Annotated in this window: 19 protein-coding genes; 13 read left to right on the forward strand and 6 right to left on the reverse strand. The window is 69.8% G+C overall.

All coding sequences use genetic code 11. The annotated features are described in order from the left end of the window. The gene (locus LPC10_RS16870; RefSeq protein WP_231343605.1) at nucleotides 1-429 is read right to left on the reverse strand and encodes a DUF2141 domain-containing protein; all 429 of its coding nucleotides are present in this window, start codon (nucleotides 427-429) and stop codon (nucleotides 1-3) included. Next, nucleotides 429-2,021: a phytoene desaturase family protein gene (gene crtI / locus LPC10_RS16875; RefSeq protein WP_231343606.1), complete on the reverse strand. Its 1,593-nt coding sequence runs from the start codon at nucleotides 2,019-2,021 to the stop codon at nucleotides 429-431. Before crtI ends, LPC10_RS16870 begins: the two co-directional genes overlap by 1 nt. Before the next feature lie 269 nt (nucleotides 2,022-2,290). On the opposite strand from crtI, the gene LPC10_RS16880 reads away from it, so the two are divergent. Beyond that, nucleotides 2,291-3,334, forward strand: coding sequence for a suppressor of fused domain protein (locus LPC10_RS16880; RefSeq protein WP_231343607.1), 1,044 nt, complete (start codon nucleotides 2,291-2,293; stop codon nucleotides 3,332-3,334). A 17-nt stretch (nucleotides 3,335-3,351) separates the two neighbouring features. Here the strand turns inward: LPC10_RS16880 and LPC10_RS16885 are convergent, their stop codons facing one another. From LPC10_RS16885 to croR, 3 genes are all read right to left on the reverse strand, one after another. Then, entirely contained in the window at nucleotides 3,352-4,854 is a 1,503-nt protein-coding gene (locus LPC10_RS16885) for an ATP-binding protein (protein ID WP_108941227.1), read from the reverse strand. Between the two features lie 112 nt (nucleotides 4,855-4,966). Beyond that, complete coding sequence (locus LPC10_RS16890; RefSeq protein WP_231343608.1) at nucleotides 4,967-5,782, reverse strand: RNA methyltransferase; 816 nt, start codon at nucleotides 5,780-5,782, stop codon at nucleotides 4,967-4,969. 69 nt (nucleotides 5,783-5,851) lie between these two features. Next, the gene (gene croR, locus LPC10_RS16895) at nucleotides 5,852-6,325 is read right to left on the reverse strand and encodes a 3-hydroxybutyryl-CoA dehydratase (RefSeq protein ID WP_056203233.1); all 474 of its coding nucleotides are present in this window, start codon (nucleotides 6,323-6,325) and stop codon (nucleotides 5,852-5,854) included. Between the two features lie 218 nt (nucleotides 6,326-6,543). Here croR and LPC10_RS16900 point away from each other — a divergent pair, with 218 nt between their 5' ends. The 6 genes from LPC10_RS16900 to LPC10_RS16925 all read left to right on the forward strand — a co-directional run bounded on the left by LPC10_RS16900 (nucleotide 6,544) and on the right by LPC10_RS16925 (nucleotide 10,569). Further along, the gene (locus tag LPC10_RS16900; RefSeq protein ID WP_231343609.1) at nucleotides 6,544-7,164 is read left to right on the forward strand and encodes a cation transporter; all 621 of its coding nucleotides are present in this window, start codon (nucleotides 6,544-6,546) and stop codon (nucleotides 7,162-7,164) included. Nucleotides 7,165-7,199: 35 nt separating this feature from the next. Next, a complete protein-coding gene (locus tag LPC10_RS16905; RefSeq protein WP_231343610.1) occupies nucleotides 7,200-8,048 on the forward strand; it encodes a metallophosphoesterase in 849 nt (282 codons plus the stop codon). A gap of 96 nt (nucleotides 8,049-8,144) precedes the next feature. Next, on the forward strand, nucleotides 8,145-8,366 hold the full coding sequence (locus tag LPC10_RS16910; RefSeq protein WP_133090985.1) for a hypothetical protein: 222 nt from the start codon (nucleotides 8,145-8,147) through the stop codon (nucleotides 8,364-8,366). Nucleotides 8,367-8,490: 124 nt separating this feature from the next. Next, complete coding sequence (locus LPC10_RS16915) at nucleotides 8,491-9,633, forward strand: alpha/beta hydrolase fold domain-containing protein (RefSeq protein ID WP_231343611.1); 1,143 nt, start codon at nucleotides 8,491-8,493, stop codon at nucleotides 9,631-9,633. Nucleotides 9,634-9,676: 43 nt separating this feature from the next. Further along, complete coding sequence (locus LPC10_RS16920) at nucleotides 9,677-10,288, forward strand: glutathione S-transferase (protein ID WP_231343612.1); 612 nt, start codon at nucleotides 9,677-9,679, stop codon at nucleotides 10,286-10,288. A 68-nt stretch (nucleotides 10,289-10,356) separates the two neighbouring features. Next, complete coding sequence (locus LPC10_RS16925; protein WP_108941233.1) at nucleotides 10,357-10,569, forward strand: hypothetical protein; 213 nt, start codon at nucleotides 10,357-10,359, stop codon at nucleotides 10,567-10,569. Nucleotides 10,570-10,803: 234 nt separating this feature from the next. Here LPC10_RS16925 and LPC10_RS16930 read toward each other — a convergent pair whose 3' ends face one another. Beyond that, a complete protein-coding gene (locus LPC10_RS16930; RefSeq protein WP_231343613.1) occupies nucleotides 10,804-11,997 on the reverse strand; it encodes an amidinotransferase in 1,194 nt (397 codons plus the stop codon). 211 nt (nucleotides 11,998-12,208) lie between these two features. On the opposite strand from LPC10_RS16930, the gene LPC10_RS16935 reads away from it, so the two are divergent. From LPC10_RS16935 to LPC10_RS16960, 6 genes are all read left to right on the forward strand, one after another. Then, nucleotides 12,209-13,342 carry an HpnL family protein gene (locus tag LPC10_RS16935; RefSeq protein WP_231343614.1) on the forward strand — a complete coding sequence of 378 codons (1,134 nt, stop codon included), beginning with the start codon at nucleotides 12,209-12,211 and terminating at the stop codon, nucleotides 13,340-13,342. Then, nucleotides 13,333-13,953: a phospholipid-binding protein MlaC gene (locus LPC10_RS16940; RefSeq protein ID WP_231343615.1), complete on the forward strand. Its 621-nt coding sequence runs from the start codon at nucleotides 13,333-13,335 to the stop codon at nucleotides 13,951-13,953. The genes LPC10_RS16935 and LPC10_RS16940 overlap by 10 nt, the downstream gene beginning before the upstream one ends. 255 nt (nucleotides 13,954-14,208) lie before the next feature. Continuing rightward, nucleotides 14,209-15,405, forward strand: a complete 1,197-nt coding sequence (gene hpnI, locus LPC10_RS16945) for a bacteriohopanetetrol glucosamine biosynthesis glycosyltransferase HpnI (protein ID WP_231343616.1) — start codon at nucleotides 14,209-14,211, stop codon at nucleotides 15,403-15,405. A 58-nt stretch (nucleotides 15,406-15,463) separates the two neighbouring features. After that, nucleotides 15,464-16,888: a hopanoid biosynthesis associated radical SAM protein HpnJ gene (hpnJ, locus tag LPC10_RS16950; protein WP_231343617.1), complete on the forward strand. Its 1,425-nt coding sequence runs from the start codon at nucleotides 15,464-15,466 to the stop codon at nucleotides 16,886-16,888. A gap of 125 nt (nucleotides 16,889-17,013) precedes the next feature. Continuing rightward, nucleotides 17,014-17,856 (forward strand): hopanoid biosynthesis-associated protein HpnK, encoded by an 843-nt coding sequence (hpnK, locus tag LPC10_RS16955; RefSeq protein WP_231343618.1) that lies wholly within the window; start codon nucleotides 17,014-17,016, stop codon nucleotides 17,854-17,856. A gap of 267 nt (nucleotides 17,857-18,123) precedes the next feature. Continuing rightward, entirely contained in the window at nucleotides 18,124-18,639 is a 516-nt protein-coding gene (locus tag LPC10_RS16960; protein ID WP_231343619.1) for a hypothetical protein, read from the forward strand. Nucleotides 18,640-18,649: the final 10 nt, after the last annotated feature.

The following is an 18,649-nucleotide window of genomic DNA, read 5'->3' on the forward strand; positions in this document are numbered from 1 at the left end:
TCAGCGCCGCGGCAGGGGGCGGGCGAGGCGAACCCGCACCGCGGCGCCGGGCTCGCGCAGGTCGAAGCTCGCGCTGGAGAAGTCCGGCCGGGTCCGCCGCCCGACCGTGCCGGAGAAGCCGTAGGGTTCGAGCGGCAAGCCGAGGCCCGTCCGGTCGAGGCGGCCATTGCCGTTCTCGTCCTGGAAGGCGGCGACCGCCCAGAGGCCCGGAGGCACGTCGGTGAAGACGAAGCGCTCGGCACCGCCGCGGGCCGGGACGCTGCGGCCGATCGGGCAGGCGGCCTCGCTCAGCCCGCCCTGGCACAGGGTGACGTAGAGTTCGCCCGGACCCGGCTCGGCCCCCTCGACGATGACCTCCAGGCTCGCCGCCCGCGCCGGGCCCGCCAGCGCGGCCAGCACGACAAGACCCGGAACAAAGACCGCCCGCATCAGCTCGGGTCGCCCTGTGTGGCGAGCGGCGAGGTCGTCGGCAGGTCCGCCAGGATCGCGGGCGCCTTCTCCTTGGCGAGGTCCTCGATCAGGAGCCGGGCGGAGATGCGCGCGCCCTCGTAGATGACGGGCAGGCCCGAGCCCGGATGGGTGCCGCCGCCGACGAGGTAGAGCCCCGGCCCGAAGCGGTTGTGGGGTCTGAACCACAGCATCTGCATGAGGTCGTGGGCGAGGTTGAAGGTCGCGCCTTCATGGACGGCGAACTCCTCCTGCCAATCGCGGGGGTCGATCACGCGCTCGTAGCGGATCCGGCTCTCGATATCGGGCAGGCCCAAGAGCTTCAGGCGCTCCAGCACCAGCTTGCGGTAGCTTGGCCCCACCGCTTCCCAGTCGATCCCCGACTTGAGGTTGGGCACCGGCACCAGCACGTAGAGCGCTGTGTGGCCGGGCGGCGCCATGCCGCCATCGGTGAAGCCGGCATGCTGCACGTAGATCGAGGGCTGCATCGGCAGGGTGCCGCCGGTGATCTCGTTGATGTTGCGCTCGTACTCCTTGGACAGCAGGATGGTGTGGTGGCCGAGGCTCTCGGGCATTTTGCCCTCGATCCCGAGGTAGAGCATGTAGGTCGAGCAGGAGAGGCGGGCCTTGCCGATCTTGGCATCGCGCCAGCGCGGGCGGCGCTCCTCGGGCACCAGATCGCGGATCACCTTGGCGAAGTCGCCGTTCACGACCACCGCGTCGGCCTTCAGCGTCTCGCCGCCGACCACCACGCCGCAGGCGCGCTTACCCTCGAACAGTACGCGATCGACGGACTGACCGAGGCGGATATCGACGCCCATGCGGCGGGCCAGCCCGGCCATCGCCTCCGAGACTGCGCCGCAGCCGCCGACCGGATGATAGACACCGTGCTCGTATTCGAGGAACGAGAGGATCGTGAACAGGCTCGGGCAGCGGAAGGGGCTCATCCCGAGATATTTGGTCTGGAACGAGAAGGCGAGGCGCACCCGCGGGTCGGCGAAGTAGCGCCGGAGGTCCCGGTCGACGCTGCGGCCGGGATGGAGATGGGGGAGGGCGGCGAGCATGGCCGGGCTCGCCATCGACAGGATGTTGTCGAAGGGCTGCTCCAGCACCGGCTTGAAGTAGTTCAGCTTGGTCCGGTTCTCTTCGAAGAACTTTTCGACGTTCTCCGCGTCTTCGGGGGCGAGGCGGGCGATCTCCTCTTTGAGCCGTGGCACATCTCCCGTGGCGCGGATCTGCCCTGAAATGCCGTTCTCGCCCTCGAAGACGAGATTGTATTGCGGGTCGAGCCGCTCCAGGCGGACATGGTCCTCCAGGCGCTCGCCGCAGGATTCGAAGATGTCGGCGAGGATCTGCGGGTAGAGGAAGAAGGTCGGGCCGATGTCGAACCGATAGCCGCCCGGCGCCTCGACGGTCTTGGTGCGTCCGCCGACAGCCTCGTCGCGCTCGATGACGGTGACGTGCAGTCCAGCCTTGGCCAGGAGCAGCGCCGTGGCGAGCCCGCCCGGCCCCGCCCCGACGACGACGACGCGGCGGCCCGAGAGGGTGCGCAAACCTTCACGCGACTGCAGCAACGTCCCAAAACTCCCGACCTGAAATTGTGCGGCCAATCTTGGCAGGAAGCGCCGAGGCGGCAAGGGGCGCGGATTGTCGCGCTTCGCCGGTCTCAACAGATTCCCGGCGGCTTGGCGGTGACAGGCAGGCCTCGGTGCCTCGCACCGGTGCCGCTCGCCGGCTCACCATCCTGGCGCTTGCCGGGACAAGGCGGGCAGGCTCGCTTTCCGAGGCACCGTGCGATTCGACGCCCCACGGCCTCGGTCGGGGACGAGCCAGGAGACCGGGATTGAGCGACGACTACGATGACGACGACGACGAGGCATCGGGATGGCAGGCGATCGACGGGGCCCTCTCCCGGCTCTATCCGAACGAGAAGCCGCAGCACTACGCCACCCCGCTCACCAGCCGGCCAATGATGGGCGGCCGCGATCCGCTCGACGGCTTCAGCGTTTGGAAGCGGCTCGCGCCGGTCCCGCACTGGCATTTCCTGACCTACGGTTTCTCCGAACTCTACGCGAAGGAGAACGACGAGCCGCAGACCAGCGGCTATGGGTTCGAGCTCACCCTTCGGCTGCGCTGCGATGCAGAGGACGTGGAACCGCCTGCCTGGGTCTTCGGCCTCTTCCAGAACATGGCCCGCTACGTGTTCTCGAGTGGCAACGTGTTCAGCGAGGGCGAGCAGATGTCGGCCAACGGCCCTATTGCTCGCGACGAGCCAACGGCGATGACGTATGTCGCCTTCGCCCGCGACCCCGAACTGGCGCCGATCACGACGCCGTTCGGGAGACTGACCTTCCTGCAGGTCGTCGGACTGACCGAAGACGAGGCGGATGCGGCGCGGCGGTGGCACATCGGCAAGCTGCTCGACATCTTCGGTTCCGTCCTCCCCCTGCTCGTGACGGATCTTCGGCGCCCGTCCCTGCTCGGCCGTCCGGAGATCCGGCGGAGCGTCGACGAGGGCATCGCCCGCGACGGCTCGTCGAGCGGGCTTCTCTTCGTCGAGCAGCTGTCCTGGTCGTGCGCCGACGGGCCGACGGGGCGCCCGACCTACACCGTCACGATCGGCACGAGCCCGATCGCCGACCTGATCGCGATCCTTCCTCTGCGCCTGCCCTTCGGGCGCGACCTCGTTCTGTTCGGCAGCAACCTCGTGCGGCTCGAACCGGGCGAGGAGACCAGCGTCGCGGAGGAGAGCGACGGTCTGGTCCTTCGCCTGAGCGAGCCGACGGCGCGTGCCCTGTCCGCGACGCTCAAACCCGAGCCTGGAACCTACGCCGTTCCGGGCTTCGACGCGGTCCGATGGCTCGTGGAATGCCGCGATTCGAAATGAGAACCGAAGCGGCGGCGTCAGGTCCGCCCTCGGCGGCGCAGGGGCACCACCGCCGCCGCGCCGATCTGCGGCCCGGTCTCGGCGTCGAGGTCGGGCACGGCGATGATCGGCGCGCCGCGCAGGTCTCGGCGCATGACGATGGCGCCGCGCTCTTCGAGATAGCCGAGCATCCGCCGGGCGCGGCCCGCCGAACTCGTTCCGTAGGCCTCGGCCAGGGCTGCGTCGGACGGGCAGGGCGAGCCTTCGAGCGCCGTGCGCGCGATGAGCAGGAACAGCCCGGCGAGATCTTCGGGCAGAGACGCCGCAATCTCCTGCGCCCTCTCCCAGCCCGGCCCCTCTGCGGTCGCGCCCTGGACCCCGGCCCGCGCCACGGCGAGCCGTCGCTTGAACTCGGGCAGGCCCATCGCCTCGCCGCCGATCCGGCGGATGCGGCAACGGACGGTGAAGTCCTGGTAGAGCGTGGCCGGCGTGCAGGCGGCGGCATCCGAATCCGCCAGAACCGAGGCGAGGATTTCGGCCATCGCCGCCTCGCGCTCGGCCGGGTCCATCGGCTCCTCCTCCGGCAGGTCCTCGCGCACCGGCGGGCGGTAATTGGCGAGCTGGACCAGCACATCGGGGCCCGGTGCCCGCACCGGCTTCGGCCGCGGGGCGGGCAGGGGCCGCGCCTCCTCTTCCGGCGAGGCGGTGAGGATCAGCGCGCGGGCCTCCTCGCCCATGGTCGGCAGCGGCAGCAGGGCAGGGGCGGCATTGCGGCTCTCGGTCACCGTCGGGCCGATGGCGATGGGAAGCGGGCGCTTCGAGATCGCGGGTCCGAGGCCGACGAAATGCCCGCGGGCGAGATCGCGGAACGTCTCGGCCTGGCGGCGGTCGAGGCCGAGCAGGTCGGCGGCTCGCGCCATGTCGATGTCGAGGAAGGTGCGACCCATCAGGAAGTTCGAGGCTTCCGCCGCGACGTTCTTGGCGAGCTTGGCCAGCCGCTGCGTGGCGATGATGCCGGCCAATCCGCGCTTTCGCCCGCGGCACATCAGGTTGGTCATGGCGCCCAGCGAGAGGCGGCGGGCCTCGTCGGAGACCTCGCCCGCGGCGGCCGGGGCGAAGAGCTGCGCCTCGTCCACCACCACCAGCATTGGGTACCAGAGCGAACGGTCGGCATCGAACAGGCCGCCGAGGAAGGCGGCGGCGGCACGCATCTGGTCCTCGGCGTCGAGCCCTTCGAGCGAGAGCACGACGGAGACCCGGTGCTCGCGAACCCGGGCGGCGATGCGCAACAATTCGGCCTCGTTGCCGTCGGCCTCGACCACGACGTGGCCGTAGCGCTCGGCCAGCGTGACGAAATCGCCCTCCGGATCGATGATCGCCTGCTGCACGAGGCCCGCGCTCTGCTCCAGCAGGCGGCGCAGCAGGTGCGACTTGCCCGAACCGGAATTGCCCTGAACGAGGAGGCGCGTCGCCAGCAGCTCGGTGAGGTCCATCGTCCCGGGCCTGTCGCCGGCCCGCCCCAGATCGATCTCGTAACCCATCCCGTACCTCGCTGGCGCCCGCAGCTTCTAACATGCGCGGGACGGGCGGGGTCCGCGGCGGGGCGGGCCGTCCACAGGCGGGAGGCCGCACGCGCCTCCCGAGAACCTGCCTTCAGCCCGCGAGCTGCCGCCCTGCCAGATGATGCAGCGCGATCGCCCCCGCCGTCGCGACGTTGAGCGAGTCGAAGCCCGGCGCCATGGCGATGCGCAGGCGACGGGCACGCGCCATCACCGCCTCCGGCAGGCCCGGCCCCTCGGTGCCGAGCAGGAGCAGCGCGCGGGACGGCGGCTCCAGCGCATCGAGGGTCTCATCGCCGCCGGGGGTCAGTGCGAGCGGCGTCAGGGCATGGCGCTCGGCGAGGGCCAGCAGCGCCGCTCCGCTCGCCGCGCGGGCGAAGGGCATGGTCAGCGCCGCGCCCGCCGAGACGCGGATCGCCTTGCGGTAGAGCGGATCGCAGGTCTCGGCGTCGAGCCAGACCGCATCGGCGCCGAAAGCGGCGGCGTTGCGGAACAGGCCGCCGACATTGTCGTGGTTGGTCAGCCCCACCAGCCCGACGACGAGGGCCGGGGCGGGGGCCGGCGGGATCAGCGCCTCGGGCGCGGGCTCCGCACCGCGAAGCCCCACCGCCAGCACGCCGCGATGGATCGGGAAACCCGCCACCGCGCTCATCACGTCCTTGCCGGCGAGATAGACCGGCAGCTGACCTGCGCGCTGCGCGAACAGGTCGGACAGGCCGGCCCAGCGCTCGGGCGCCAGCAGCACCGATTCCGCCGCGAAGCGGGCACTGCCGGAGAGCAGCAACCGCAGGGTCACCTCGCCCTCGACGATGAAGCGACCCTGCCGCCCCACGAGGTCGCGCTCGCGCACGAACCGGTAGGCGGCGAGCCGGGGATCGTCCGGATCATCGATGGCGGCTGGCTCGAACACGCGCGGGTCGACTTTCGCTCTCGCATCGTCCGGTCCCGAAGGGCGGCAACCACCGTTCGGGACGATATTTCAGGCGCGGCCGCCGCCCATGCGCATGGCGAGGGGGTCGGCCTCCTCCTTCTTCGGCACCTTCACCAGGGCCTCGCCATCGAGCACCACTTCGTCGCCGACGGAGCAGGTGCAGGCGAGCCGGGCGCGGCGGCGCTCGGGAATCAGTTCGGCCACCTCGACCTTCACCTCGACGACGTCGCCGATGCGCACGGGCGCGCGGAAGTTCAGGGTCTGCGAGATGTAGACCGCGCCCGGCCCCGGCAAGCGGGTGCCGAGCACCGCCGAGATCAGGCCGGCGGTGTAGAGGCCGTGGGCGATGCGGGTGCCGAAGGGCGTGCGCGCGGCGAAGTGCTCGGAGAGGTGGATCGGGTTGCGGTCGCCGGTGATCTCGGCGAAGCCCACCACGTCGGAGGAGGAGATCTCCTTGCGGAGGATCTCGGTGAGTCCGACTTCGAGATCCTCGAAATAGAGCACGCGCAGTTCGGGCAACATTCTCAAGGCCTCCCGGTCCGGAAAGCCGCTCGACGGGCGGCTTGGCTATCCTTTGGCAATCCCTTCGCCTTGCACAGCCGCGCGCGCAAATCCAGACGGACAAAAGGCCGAGCGGGGTTGCGGGGGTAAGGGCTCTCGGAAGGGCTCTCGGAAGGGTTCTCGACAGCGCCCGGCGCTTCGGGCAATCACCGGCGCGCTCCACCTTCGGGAACCCCTCGGTGCCTCGTCTGACGCCCTCGCCGGGCCTGCGCCCGGTCGTCGCCCGCGTGGCGGCGCTGAATCTGAGCTATTTCGGCATTGAGATCGCGGTGGCACTCGCCATCGGCTCGGTGGCATTGATTGCCGACAGCCTCGATTTTCTCGAGGACGCGGCGATCAACCTTCTGATCTTCGCAGGCCTCGGCTGGAGCGTGCGTAACCGGGCGCGGCTCGGCACCCTGCTCGCCGGCATCCTGCTGGTGCCGGGCCTCGCCACGGCCTGGGCGGCCTACGAGAAATTTTCGGATTTCACCGCGCCGGCCCCTGTGCCGCTGACGCTGACCGGACTCGGCGCGCTGGGGGTCAACCTCGCCTGCGCGCTGATGCTCGCCCGCCACCGCGACGGGCACGGCAGCCTGACACGCGCGGCCTACCTCTCCGCCCGCAACGACGTCGCCGCCAACGTGGCGATCATCGCTGCCGGCCTCGTCACCGCAGTGACGCTCTCGCCCTGGCCGGATCTCGTGGCGGCGGCCGGCATCGCCGTCCTCAACGCCGATTCCGCCTTCGACGTGCTCAAGGCCGCCCGCCGGGAATGGCGGGCCGCGGCCGAGGACGCCGCGTCGCAGGCCCGTGCCTGAGCCTTCTTCCCCTTTCCTTCGACCCTGCGGACCCCGTGCTGCGCCTCTTCCCCCTCTCCGACCTGCATCTCGAACGGCGGCGCCCGGACATGATCCCGCCGCCTTCGTCCCCCTTCGACGTGCTCGTCTGCGCCGGCGACCTGCACGAGGGCCAGCCCGAGGCCGGGCTCGCCACGGTGCGGGCCCTCGCGGGCGGGCGGCCGGTGGTGCTGGTGCCGGGCAACCACGAGCACTACGCCCCGACCGGCGACGGGCGCAGCGCGCCCGAACTCCTCGCCGCGCTCGAGCGCGAGGTCGCCCGGCTGAACGGGCTGGGAGCCCGCATCCACCTGCTCCAGGGCGGGCAGGCCGTCGTGATCGGCGGTGTGCGGTTCGTTGGCACGACGTTGTGGAGCGACTGGTCGCTCGCCGGGCGCTGGCTCACCGAGGACACGCCCGACCGGCCGGACGATCCGGTCGCCTTCGCCGCCGCGCGGATGACCGACCCGGTCACCGGCTCGCGGGAATATCGCGGCTCGATCCGCCGCGCCGACGGTGCGCCCTGGTCGCCCGCGGACGCGATGGAGGCGCATGCCCGCGAGAAGGCGGCGCTGCTCGAAGCCCTGGCCCGGCCGCACGAGGGTCCGACGGTCGCGGTCACGCACCATCCTGCGAGCCCGCGCGCCGCGGACGCGTTCCGCAACGCGCCCGGCGTGCCTTGGTGGGTGCCGGCCTTCTACGCCACCACCGTCCTCGACGATCTCCCCGATGCGGACCGCCCCGATCTATGGATCTCCGGCCACTTCCATGCCGGTCACGATATGCGGATCGGACGCACCCGCTGGCTCGCCAACCCCGTGGAAGGAAAGACGTTTCGTAGCGACCTCATCGTCGAGCTGGGATGACGCGCCCGATCGGCGCAACCCGATGACGACATCGCGCGTAAGCTCCGGGCCGCCGCCGAGCAGGCAAAACCGACAAGAAAACCCGGGAGATTCGCCATGAACGCCTTCATCGCCGTCGTGCTCGTCTGCGCCAACGGCATCCCGCAGCCGGATTGCACCGACGAGCGGGCGAGCGAGGTGCGCAAGGTGCGCGTCGCGAACGAACTCGGCTGCACCAGCGGCTGGCAGGAAATCATCGCCCGCACCGACCTGCGCGACGAGGTCGGCAAGACGAGCTACCTCAAGACCGAGTGCCGCCGGGTGAAGCAACGCGAATAGCGCGGACCGTTGCCCGTCCGACGTCGCCTCCGCGCGGGAATCTGCTATTCAGGCGCGGCCGAGTCCTGAATTCCGCATGAGCGGGCGGGTCCGGCACAGATTTTCGCCGATCGTCGAGAGACTGATGCGCCTGAAGTCCGGACTCGCTGCCCTGCCTTGGCCCGCCCTGGGCCTGCTGGCCGCCCTGTCCGTCACCGGGCCGGCCCTCGCCGCCGCGCCGCCGGCCCAGCCGACGGAAGGGCCGGGGGGCGTCGGCGACAAGGCTGCCACGATCACCAAGCGCGCGGTCGGCAAGGCCAGTGCGGCAACCTACGCCTTCTACAAGGCGGGTCCGGCGCCCGAGGGCGGACGGCCGGTGGCCGTGTTCCTGCACGCCTGGGGCGCGCCGAACCCGCAGGCCTACGGCGCCTGGATCGACCACCTCGCCCGCCACGGCTGGCTCGTGCTGTTCCCGCGCTTCCAGGAGGTGAACCGCACCCGGCCCTCCGACGCTCCGGCCATCGCCGCGCGCCTGCTCAAATCCGCGCTGGCCGAACTGGCGAGCGACGCCGACGCCAAGCCCGACACCGGCCGCCTCGCCCTGATCGGTCATCTGGCCGGCGCGCCGCTCGCCGCCCACCTCGCGGCGGAGGCCGGACAGGAGGGACTGCCGGCGCCCAAGCTCGTCTACATCGTGATGCCCGGCGGCATCGCCCGCGACGCGAAATCCCGCGGCATCCCGCTCGGCGACCTGGACGGCATGTCGCCCAAGACCCTGCTCGTGACGGTGATCGGCGACCGGGATGCCCGCGCCGCCGACGCTGCCGCCCGCCGCATCCTGCGCGACGCCCATACCGTTCCGCCGGAGCGCAAACTGTTCGTGCGGGCGCTCTCCGACGATCACGGTTTCCCGGCGCTGACCGCGACGCTGGCCTCGCCCGCCGGGCTCGACGCGGCCTATGACAGCGGGGCGATCAAGCTGCCGCCCGACCCGCCGGGAGAGAAGCCGCCGCCCTTCCGCTGGTCGGCCGACATGGCGCTCTCGGGCGAGCAGACGACGCTCGTCTCGCAGATCAACAACGCCCGCGCCGACAGCCTCGATTTCCTCGCCTTCTGGCGCACCTTCGACATGGCGGCGACCGCCGCCTTCGCCGGCAAGGACGCCCAGAGCCTGAAGAACGACCCCGCCTTCAGCGACATGCGCCGCTGGGGCGACGGCTGGCCGGTGAAGCGCCTCGGCGTCGAGACGCCGAAGGTGCCGGCAACGCCGGCCGCCGTGCAGCGCTGAGCACCGCATCCCGTTCGAAACTGCAAAGGATTGTTTGACGCCGATGAAGCTGTTCCACTCGCACAGCTCGCCCTTCGTGCGGAAGGTGATGGTGGTCGCCCACGAACTCGGCCTGGCCGAGCGGCTGGAGCTGCTGCCGAGCGCCGTCCACCCGGTCAAGCGCGACCGCTCGGTGCTGGCGCAGCACCCGCTCGCCCAAGTGCCGACCCTGATCCTCGACGACGGCGAGAGCCTCGCCGACAGCCGGGTGATCTGCGAGTATCTCGACGTGCTCGGCGGCGGGCGCCTGTTTCCGGCCGAGGGGGCCGCGCGCTGGCGGGCCCTCAACGAGCAATCCACCGCCGACGGCGTGCTCGATGCCGCCCTGCTGATCCGCTACGAGTTGACCGCACGGCCGGAAGCCGAGCGCTCGGCCGCCTGGATCGAGGGCCAGACCGCCAAGATCGAGAGCGCACTGGCATGGTTCGAGGAGCATGCCGAAAGCTTGGATGAGCGTGTCGACATCGGCACCATCGCGCTCGCCTGCGCGCTCGGCTACCTCGACCTGCGCTTCTCCGACATCGCCTGGCGCGACGACGCGCCGAAGCTCGCCGCGTGGTTCGCCCGCTTCGAGGAACGGCCCGCCATGGTGGCCACGCGCCCGCCGGTGGGTTAGCCCATCGGGGGTCTTCCGGCTGGCTCGCCCCTTGCTAAGCTTGGGCTGTCCCATCCGGGAGGCCCGTCATGCCCGATTTCGTCGCCGCGGCGCTCGCATCCGCCGTCTTCTGCCTTGCCGTCATCGCGCTCAATGCGCTGACCCGCCTCGCGCTCCAGGCCCATCTGGCACCGGACGGGCTCGCCGAGAACGGGTTTCTGCAATACGGGGGCGCTCTGGTGCTGGCGCGGACGACCTATCGGCGGGCGACGCGGGTGCCGGACCGGCTGCTGGGCGAGTGATCCGCGCCTGCGGGTAAAACTCTTCTAACCAAGCGGCTTATCCTGAAACGTTGCACTTCTGGATCACTTCGCCGACGCTCGCGATGACGGGGCGGTTGATCCAGGCCGTCATCCTGAGGCGGAGCCGAAGCAAGCCGGGAGCACGACGGCGGCCGAACATGAAGAAGCCCGCCGCGAGGCGTTCGCGGCGGGCTCCAGTCGATGAAAGCCCCACCCCGCGGGCGGGGCGATCGCTCAGAAGTACGACTTCAGCACGCCGCGGCGGCGCACGTCGAGCGTGGCGCAGTGGAACGAGCCGCCGAACGGGCCGTAGGACAGGAAGGGGGCCGGGATCGGATCGAAGCCCCAATCCTTCAGGGCCTTGATCAGGGTCGGCTGGCTCTGATCGACGACGATCTTCTTCTCGTCGATGGCGAGCACGTTGATCGAGGTCCAGGGCGAGCACATCGAGATCTTGCTCATGAAACCCGAGACCGGGTCGGGGCGCGGCGCGATCAGCACGTCCCACTTCTTGAGCACCGCCGGGAGCTTCTCGACGTCGATGTAATCCGGGTTGACCAGCACCTTGCCCGGCGCCAGCGGCATGAACGACGAATCGATGTGCATCGGCTGCGGGCAGCGGCTCTCGATCTCGTGGATGCGGAAGCCCGGGCCGAGATGGCGGCGCAGCCACTCGATGCCCATCAGGTTCGTCACGTTCGAGCGGGTCACGAACAGGTCGCGGCCGCAGCGCACGAAGTCGGCGGCGTCGAACACCGGCTCGAACTCGTTGACCGTGAACTGCATCGGCTCGCCGGCCTTCAGGTTCGGCACCCGGTAGTCGTAGTTGTAGAGGTCGTCGGTGAGCTGCGGACGCGGCGCCGAGGTCCAGCGCGCGCCGGCGCGGAAGTATTCCTTGAACAGCGAGCGGTAGGCATCGCTCTCGAAGTAGCGCGAGCGCCAGCACATCGGGCTCTCGATGATCTCATCACCGATCACGAGGTACGGGTCGCGCGGGCAGGCGACGCAGAAGCCACGCGAGGTCCAGCGTGGCGCCTTGAACTTCTTCGAGAAATCGACCGGATCGGGACGGCGCACCTTCACGCCCTCGCCGGCCAGGATCGAGATGAAGTTGTCCAGCTCCTGCTGAGCCAGCTTCTTCATGAACTTCGGATACTTCCAGCCGGAGGCGAAGCGGTAGAACGGCTGGGCCGCCCGCGGCAGGTTGAAGATCACGGTGAGGTGATGGGTCGGGATCGTGGCGCCGTCGAGCGAGCCGACGATCACCTCCTCCAGCGGATCCCACTCGTTCCAGGCCATCACCGGGCTGCGGGTGGCGGGCGAGCGGCCTTCCAACGCGTGGCGGCCCTCGTAGCCCTGCGAAAAACCGTTCGCCGAGGCGTCGTCGATCAGGGCGGAATCCGCCGTGATCTGCGGCTCGCGATCCATTTGAGGCTCCCTAGAAGCGGCATCGCGCGACAATCGTCGCCAGCGTCCACCGCGGGCGCCGCTTTGCTCCCCGGTGTGTCAATCGGGTGATAGACAGGGCTGGGCAAAGCTGCAACCTGCCGGAACGCTTCCCGCCACCGGCTAAGCTTCGATGGTCGCTTCGGGTGGGATTTCGACAACACAAGCCTTGGCGATCACTCGAAAGAGGCTGATGAAGCGTCTCACAACACTGGCATCGATCGTGGGACTAGGCACGGCGCTCGCGCTGTTCCTGTCTTCCGGCGTGTCCGATGTCACGGCCGCAGTCGTCAGCGCGGGCTGGGGAACGCTCGCCGTCGTGCTGGCCCGCTTCGCCGCCGTCGCCTGGGCCGGTTTCGGCTGGCACACGGTGTTCCCCCGCGGCGCCGGGCCGACCCTGCGTGACTGCATCTCGCTGCGCTTCGTGCGCGAGGGCATCAACACGCTGCTGCCGGTGGCGCAGGTCGGCGGCGATTTCATCGGCGCGCGCCTGCTCACCCGCCGCGGCACGCCCGGCGGCATGGCCGGCGCCAGCATGTTCGTCGACCTGATGACCCAGGCGGTCACGCAGCTCGTCTTCACCATCGCCGGCCTCCTCCTGCTGATGCAGATCACCGGCGACGGGCCGCTGGTCCGCACCGTCGCGGGCGGCGTGCTTCTCGCGATCCCGGCGCTCGCCGCCTTCTACGTCATCCAGCGCCGCAGCGGTCACCGCCTGATCGAGGCGGCGCTCAGCCGCTTCGCCGCCGGCCGCGAGTGGCGCGCGCTCGGCGCGATCGACGTGCTCTACCAGAACCTGCGCCGGCTCTACGGCAACCGCGCCCGCGTCGGCGCGGCGCTGCTGATCCACCTCGCCGGCTGGGTCGCCGGCACGGTCGAGGTGTGGATCGCGCTGAACGCCATGGGCTATTCCATCAGCTTCGTCGATGCCCTGGTGATCGAGAGCCTCGCCCAGGCCGTGCGCGGCGCCGCCTTCGTCGTGCCCGGCGCCATCGGCGCCCAGGAAGGCGGATTGATCGCGCTCGGCGCCCTGTTCGGCATCCCGCCGGAGGCCGCACTCGCTCTGTCGCTGGTCAAGCGCGTCGCCGACCTTGCCGTCGGCCTGCCGAGCCTCGCCCTGTGGAACCTGATGGAGCGCAAGACTGCAGCCTCCCCCGAGCCCGCCGGCGCCGAGGCCGTTCGCGAAGGACTCGGCGCGATCCGGGCGCGGCTCGGCCGCCGCCTCGCGCCCGCTCCCCTCGCTCCGACCTACGGCTTTCCCGCCGCCCGGAACCCGGCCACCCTCTCCCCCGACAACGAAGCTGGAGCGCTCCAGAAGTGCGCCTGAACCGCCGCACCCTCCTCGCCGCCGCCGCGATCCTCGCCGCTGCGGGGACGCCGCAGATCGTCCGTGCCGCCGAGGATCCGGCGGTCGAGCCGATCAAGCGCCTCTACGCCAAGTTCGAAGAGGCGCTGAAGAACGGCGCGGGCGACCTCAAAAGCCGGCTGGCCATCGTCGGCGATACGCTCGCCGCGACCTTCGACACGCCCGCCATGGTGCGCACCGCCGTCGGCCCGAAGTGGAAGACCTTCAAGCCCGAGCAGCAGGACGCGCTGACCGAGACCTTCGGCAAGTATTTCGTCACGCTCTACGCCAACCGCCTCTCGCAGGCGGCCGGCGGCAAGTTCGAGGTCAAGCCGCAGAGCGAAGCGCGCGGTCCCAACCGCGTGGTCTTCACCCACGTCTCGAACAAGGACGGCGACGAGTCGGACGTCGATTACGTCGTCAACGCGAGCAACCGGGTGCAGGACGTGCTGCTCAACGGCAACGTCAGTGAGGTCGCCTCGATGCGGGCGAGCTTCTCCGATCCGCTTAAGGGCGGCGCCGACGGCCTGTTGAAATTCATGCTCGAACGCACCGACGGAATGCTCGCCGCCAAAGTCTCGCCCCGAGAGTAGGGGCTTAGTGTCTCTCACAGAACGCCCGCTGCGCTGCCTTCGCCTGAGCGAGAACGGTCAGCGAGCGGGCGTTTTGTGAGGCATTCTTAGAAGCCATTCCTGCCGCCGAAGCGTCGAGCGTTTCGGCGGCAACGCGAACCTCAGGACAAAGGCCCGGAGCCGACCGCGACCCGGTTGGGGCGGCATCCGGGCCTTGACCATTCAGGCCGCCGCCCGCGGCCCCCGACCCACGACAGCAGCGAGCAACGCCGCGCCATGGACCTGAACGAGCTGCTGGCCTGGATCGCCCCCGTGCTTCTGCTGACGGCGCTCGCCGGCTGCGTCTATGCCCTGCTCGCCGCCGTTCTCGTCGGCCGCTTCGCCGCCCAAGCCTCTCCCGTTCTTGCAAAAGACGCGCCGCGGCCGAGCGTGACGATCCTCAAGCCGCTCTGCGGCCTCGAGCCGGACCTGTTCGAGAACCTCGAAACCTTCTGCCGCCAGGATTATGCCGGCCCGCTGCAGGTCGTGTTCGGCGTCCAGAACGCCTCTGACCCGGCGCTCAGTGTGGTGCAACCCCTGCGCGAGGCCCATCCCGGCCTGCGGATCGATCTCGTGGTGGATGCGAGCCAGCACGGCTCGAACCGCAAGGTCTCCAACCTCATCAACATGTCGGAGCGGATCGCCCACGAAATCGTGGTGCTGGCCGACAGCGACATGTCGGTACGGCCCGACTACCTCGAGCGCGTCGTCGCTGCGCTGTCGCAGCCGGGCGTCTCCGGAGTGACCTGCCTCTATCACGGTGTGCCGGGCGATCGCGGCGTCTGCGCCCAGCTCGCGGCGCTCGCCATCGATGTGCAGTTCGTGCCCAACGTCATCCTCGGCACCACCTTCGATCTTGCCCGGCCCTGCTTCGGCTCGACCATCGCCATGACGGCGGCCTCGCTCGCCCGTATCGGTGGCTTCCGCGCCTTCAAGGATGATCTTGCCGACGACTACGCCATCGGCGAAGCCCTGCGCAGTGAGGGCGGCACGGTGGCGATCCCCGCGCTGACCATCGGACATGCCTGCGTCGATACCGAGCTGTCGGGCTTGTGGCGGCACGAGCTGCGCTGGAACCGCACCATCCGCAACGTCGATCCCAAGGGCTATGCCGGCTCGGTGGTCACGCACGCTTTCCCGCTGGCGCTGCTCGCCGCGCTGATCCCCGGTGCCGGGACCGGTGCGCTGGCCGTAGCCGCCCTGGCGCTCGCCTGCCGCATCGGGCTCTGCCTGCGCATCGAGCGCGCCTTCGGGCTCGCGCCCCACGCCTACTGGCTGTTGCCGATTCGCGACATGCTCTCCTTCGTCAACTTCACCTGGAGCTTCGTCTCGGGTGCGGTGACATGGAAAGGTCACGATTACCGTGTGGTTGCGGACGGTACGCTGATTCCGGAGCACGGCCTCGGTCGCGAGTCGCGCGCGACTTCGGTCTAAGCTTCAAACCATTCGCCCTTATACATTCCAACGCTCGAGCCTTGAGGCCTTGAACCCCATGCGCACGCTTTTCCTGCAGGCCCCCACCTTCGACGGCTTCGATGGCGGCGCCGGCTCGCGCTACCAGGCCAAGCGCGAGATCAAGTCCTTCTGGTACCCGACCTGGCTGGCCCAGCCGGCCGCCCTGGTGCCGAACTCGAAGCTGATCGACGCGCCACCCCACAACATCAAGCTCGACGAGATCGTGGCCCAGGCCAACGATTTTGACCTCGTGGTGCTCCACACCTCGGTCCCGTCCTTCAAGTCGGACGTGAAGACCGTCGAGGCTCTGAAGGCCGCGAACCCCCGACTGATCGCCGGCCTGATCGGCGCCAAGGTCGCGGTGGACGCCGCCGGCGCCATGGCCCAGGCCCCGTGCATCGATTTCTGCGCCCGCAACGAGTTCGACTTCACCGTCAAGGAAGTCGCCGACGGCGTGCCGATGTCGGAAATCAAGGGTCTGTCCTATCGTGATGCCAACGGCGTCGTGGTCCACAACGAGGACCGCGAGATCATGACGGATATGGACCAGCTGCCCTTCGTCACGAGCGTGTACAAGCGCGACCTCGAGATGGAGAAGTACTTCATCGGGTACCTCAAGCATCCCTACATCTCGTTCTACTCCGGCCGCGGCTGCAAGAGCCGCTGCACCTTCTGCCTGTGGCCGCAGACCGTGGGTGGACACACCTACCGGACCCGTTCGGTCGCCCACGTGATCGAAGAGATCAAGTACTGCATGAAGGAGTTCCCGCAGACGAAGGAGTTTTTCTTCGACGACGACACCTTCACGGACAACCTCCCGCGTGCGGAAGAGATCGCCCGCGAGCTGGGCAAGCTCGGCGTGACGTGGTCGTGCAACGCCAAGGCCAACGTGCCGCGCGAGACCCTGAAGGTGCTCAAGGAGAACGGCCTGCGCCTGCTTCTGGTCGGCTACGAGTCCGGCAACCAGAAGATCCTGAACAACATCAAGAAGGGCATGCGCGTCGAGGTGGCCGAGAAGTTCACCAAGGACTGCCACGATCTCGGCATCGCCATCCACGGCACCTTCATCGTCGGCCTGCCCGGCGAGACCAAGGAGACGATCCAGGAGACGATCGCCTTCGCCAAGCGCATCAATCCGCACACGATCCAGGTCTCGCTGGCCGCGCCCTACCCGGGCACCTTCCTCTACAAGCAGGCGGTGGAGAACGGCTGGCTCGACGTCGAGAACGCCGAGCTGGTCGATGAGAACGGCGTGCAGATCGCGCCGCTCCACTACCCGCACCTGTCGCACTCGGAGATCTTCTCGGCGGTCGAGGAGTTCTACCGGAAGTTCTACTTCCGCGCCCCGAAGATCGCCTCGATCGTCAATGAGATGGTCCGCTCACCCGAGATGATGAAGCGGCGGCTCCGCGAGGGCGTCGAGTTCTGGCACTTCCTGCGGGACCGCAAGGCCGCCGCGTAACGCCGGTCAGGGACGTTCAAAACCGGAATGGCCGGGCCTTGGGCCCGGCCATTTCCGTTTCCGGGGCTCCGCCCTGGACCCCCGAGAGGGCTTGCCCTCTCGACACCCGAGAGAGGGGGCAGAGCTTGAAGCGACTGGTCGTCACCGCCGACGATTTCGGCCTCAGCCGTGAGGTCAACGAGGCCGTGGAGCAGGCCCATCGCGAGGGTATCCTCACCGCCGCCAGCCTGATGGTGTCGGCACCCGGTGCGGCCGATGCCGCCGCCCGCGCGCGACGCACGCCGTCCCTCCGGGTCGGGCTGCACCTCGTCCTGGTCGAGGCTTGGCCGACCCTACCGCCCGCAGAGCTGCCCGACCTGACGGACGGGCAGGGGCTGATGCGGCGCGACATGGAGCGCCTCGGCCTCGATCTCGCCCTGAAGGCGCCCGCCCGGCGGCAGCTCGCTACCGAGATCCGGGCGCAGTTCGAGGCGTTCCGCGCGACCGGCTTGCCGCTCGATCACGTCAACGCGCACAAGCATTTCCACATCCACCCGCTGATCGCCGGCCTCGTGCTGCGCATCGGCCGCGATTTTGGGATGCGGGCGTTGCGGGTGCCGCGCGAGCCGCGCGACCTGCTGCGGCGGGCCGAGCCCAGCTTCCAACCGAAACCCGCCTTCGACACCGCGCCCTGGGCGGCGCTGCTTGCCCTGCGCGCCCGGCATGCCGGCCTGCTGATCCCAGCCCGAACGCTCGGCCTCGCATGGTCGGGTGCGATGACGCCGGAGCGCGTCACCGCCCTGTTGCGCCATCTGCCGGACGGGCTGACCGAACTCTACACCCATCCCGCGACGGCCGGCGGCTTCCCCGGCGAGGCGCGTGGCTACCTCTACGCGGCCGAACGCGACGCCCTGGTCGCACCGCAGGCGCGGGACGCCGCCGAGCGCAGCGGCGCCGAGCGGGGCGGCTTTTCGGATTTTCTCGCCTGAGCCTCATTGCGATGGGACGGCCGGCATCGGTGTGAAGCGGCTTCGCGCGAGAGCCCGCAGGTGATCGGGCGCCCTGACCTCGGGCTTAGCCTCGACACGGGTGGCCGTCTCCGGTGCGCGCAACCTCCGAACGCTGATCGAAATCAACGCCGTTCGACGCGCCGGGAGGCATCCTGCGAGGAGAACCACGCCCGAAGGCCGACGGCATCAGGATCCGCCGGGGCGACGACCGGGCGAACCACTCCAGGGCCGGGAGAACCCAGATCCATGAGACGACGCGCCGCCCTCGGATCGCTCGGCCTCGCGGCGGGCCTGGCCGTTGCGTTGGCGGGCGCCCCCGCCCGATCCGCGGGCCTCGATTGCGGTCCGCCCTCGGCGCCGCATCCGGAGGCCGATGCCGTCCTGACCCAGGCGATCCTCTCGCCGCAACTCGACGAGAAGGCGGGCGCGGCACTCGCGTCAGCGGTCCGCCGCCTCACCAGCGCGGGCGTGCCCCGTGCAGTCATCGTCGACCGTGCCGTCGCCGCCTATTGTCCGCTGGTCGCCCGCGACGGAAGCCTGACGCTCGATCGCCAGCGCGAGGCGGTCCGCCGCTTCGCTTCCACGCTGACGAGCCTCGTCTACGATCCTCCCGAACCGAACCAAGGTGAGACCGCGTTCATCCTGAGCCTGCCGGTCAGGCCGGCGCTGTCGCTGCAGATCGATGCCGCCGCCGCCAAGGCGGGGAAGACACGCGACGCCTGGATTCTGGAGGCGATCCAGGCGCGGCTGGCGGGCGACTAAGGCCACCCGC

Source organism: Methylorubrum sp. B1-46 (assembly GCF_021117295.1).
Taxonomy (GTDB): Bacteria; Pseudomonadota; Alphaproteobacteria; order Rhizobiales; family Beijerinckiaceae; genus Methylobacterium.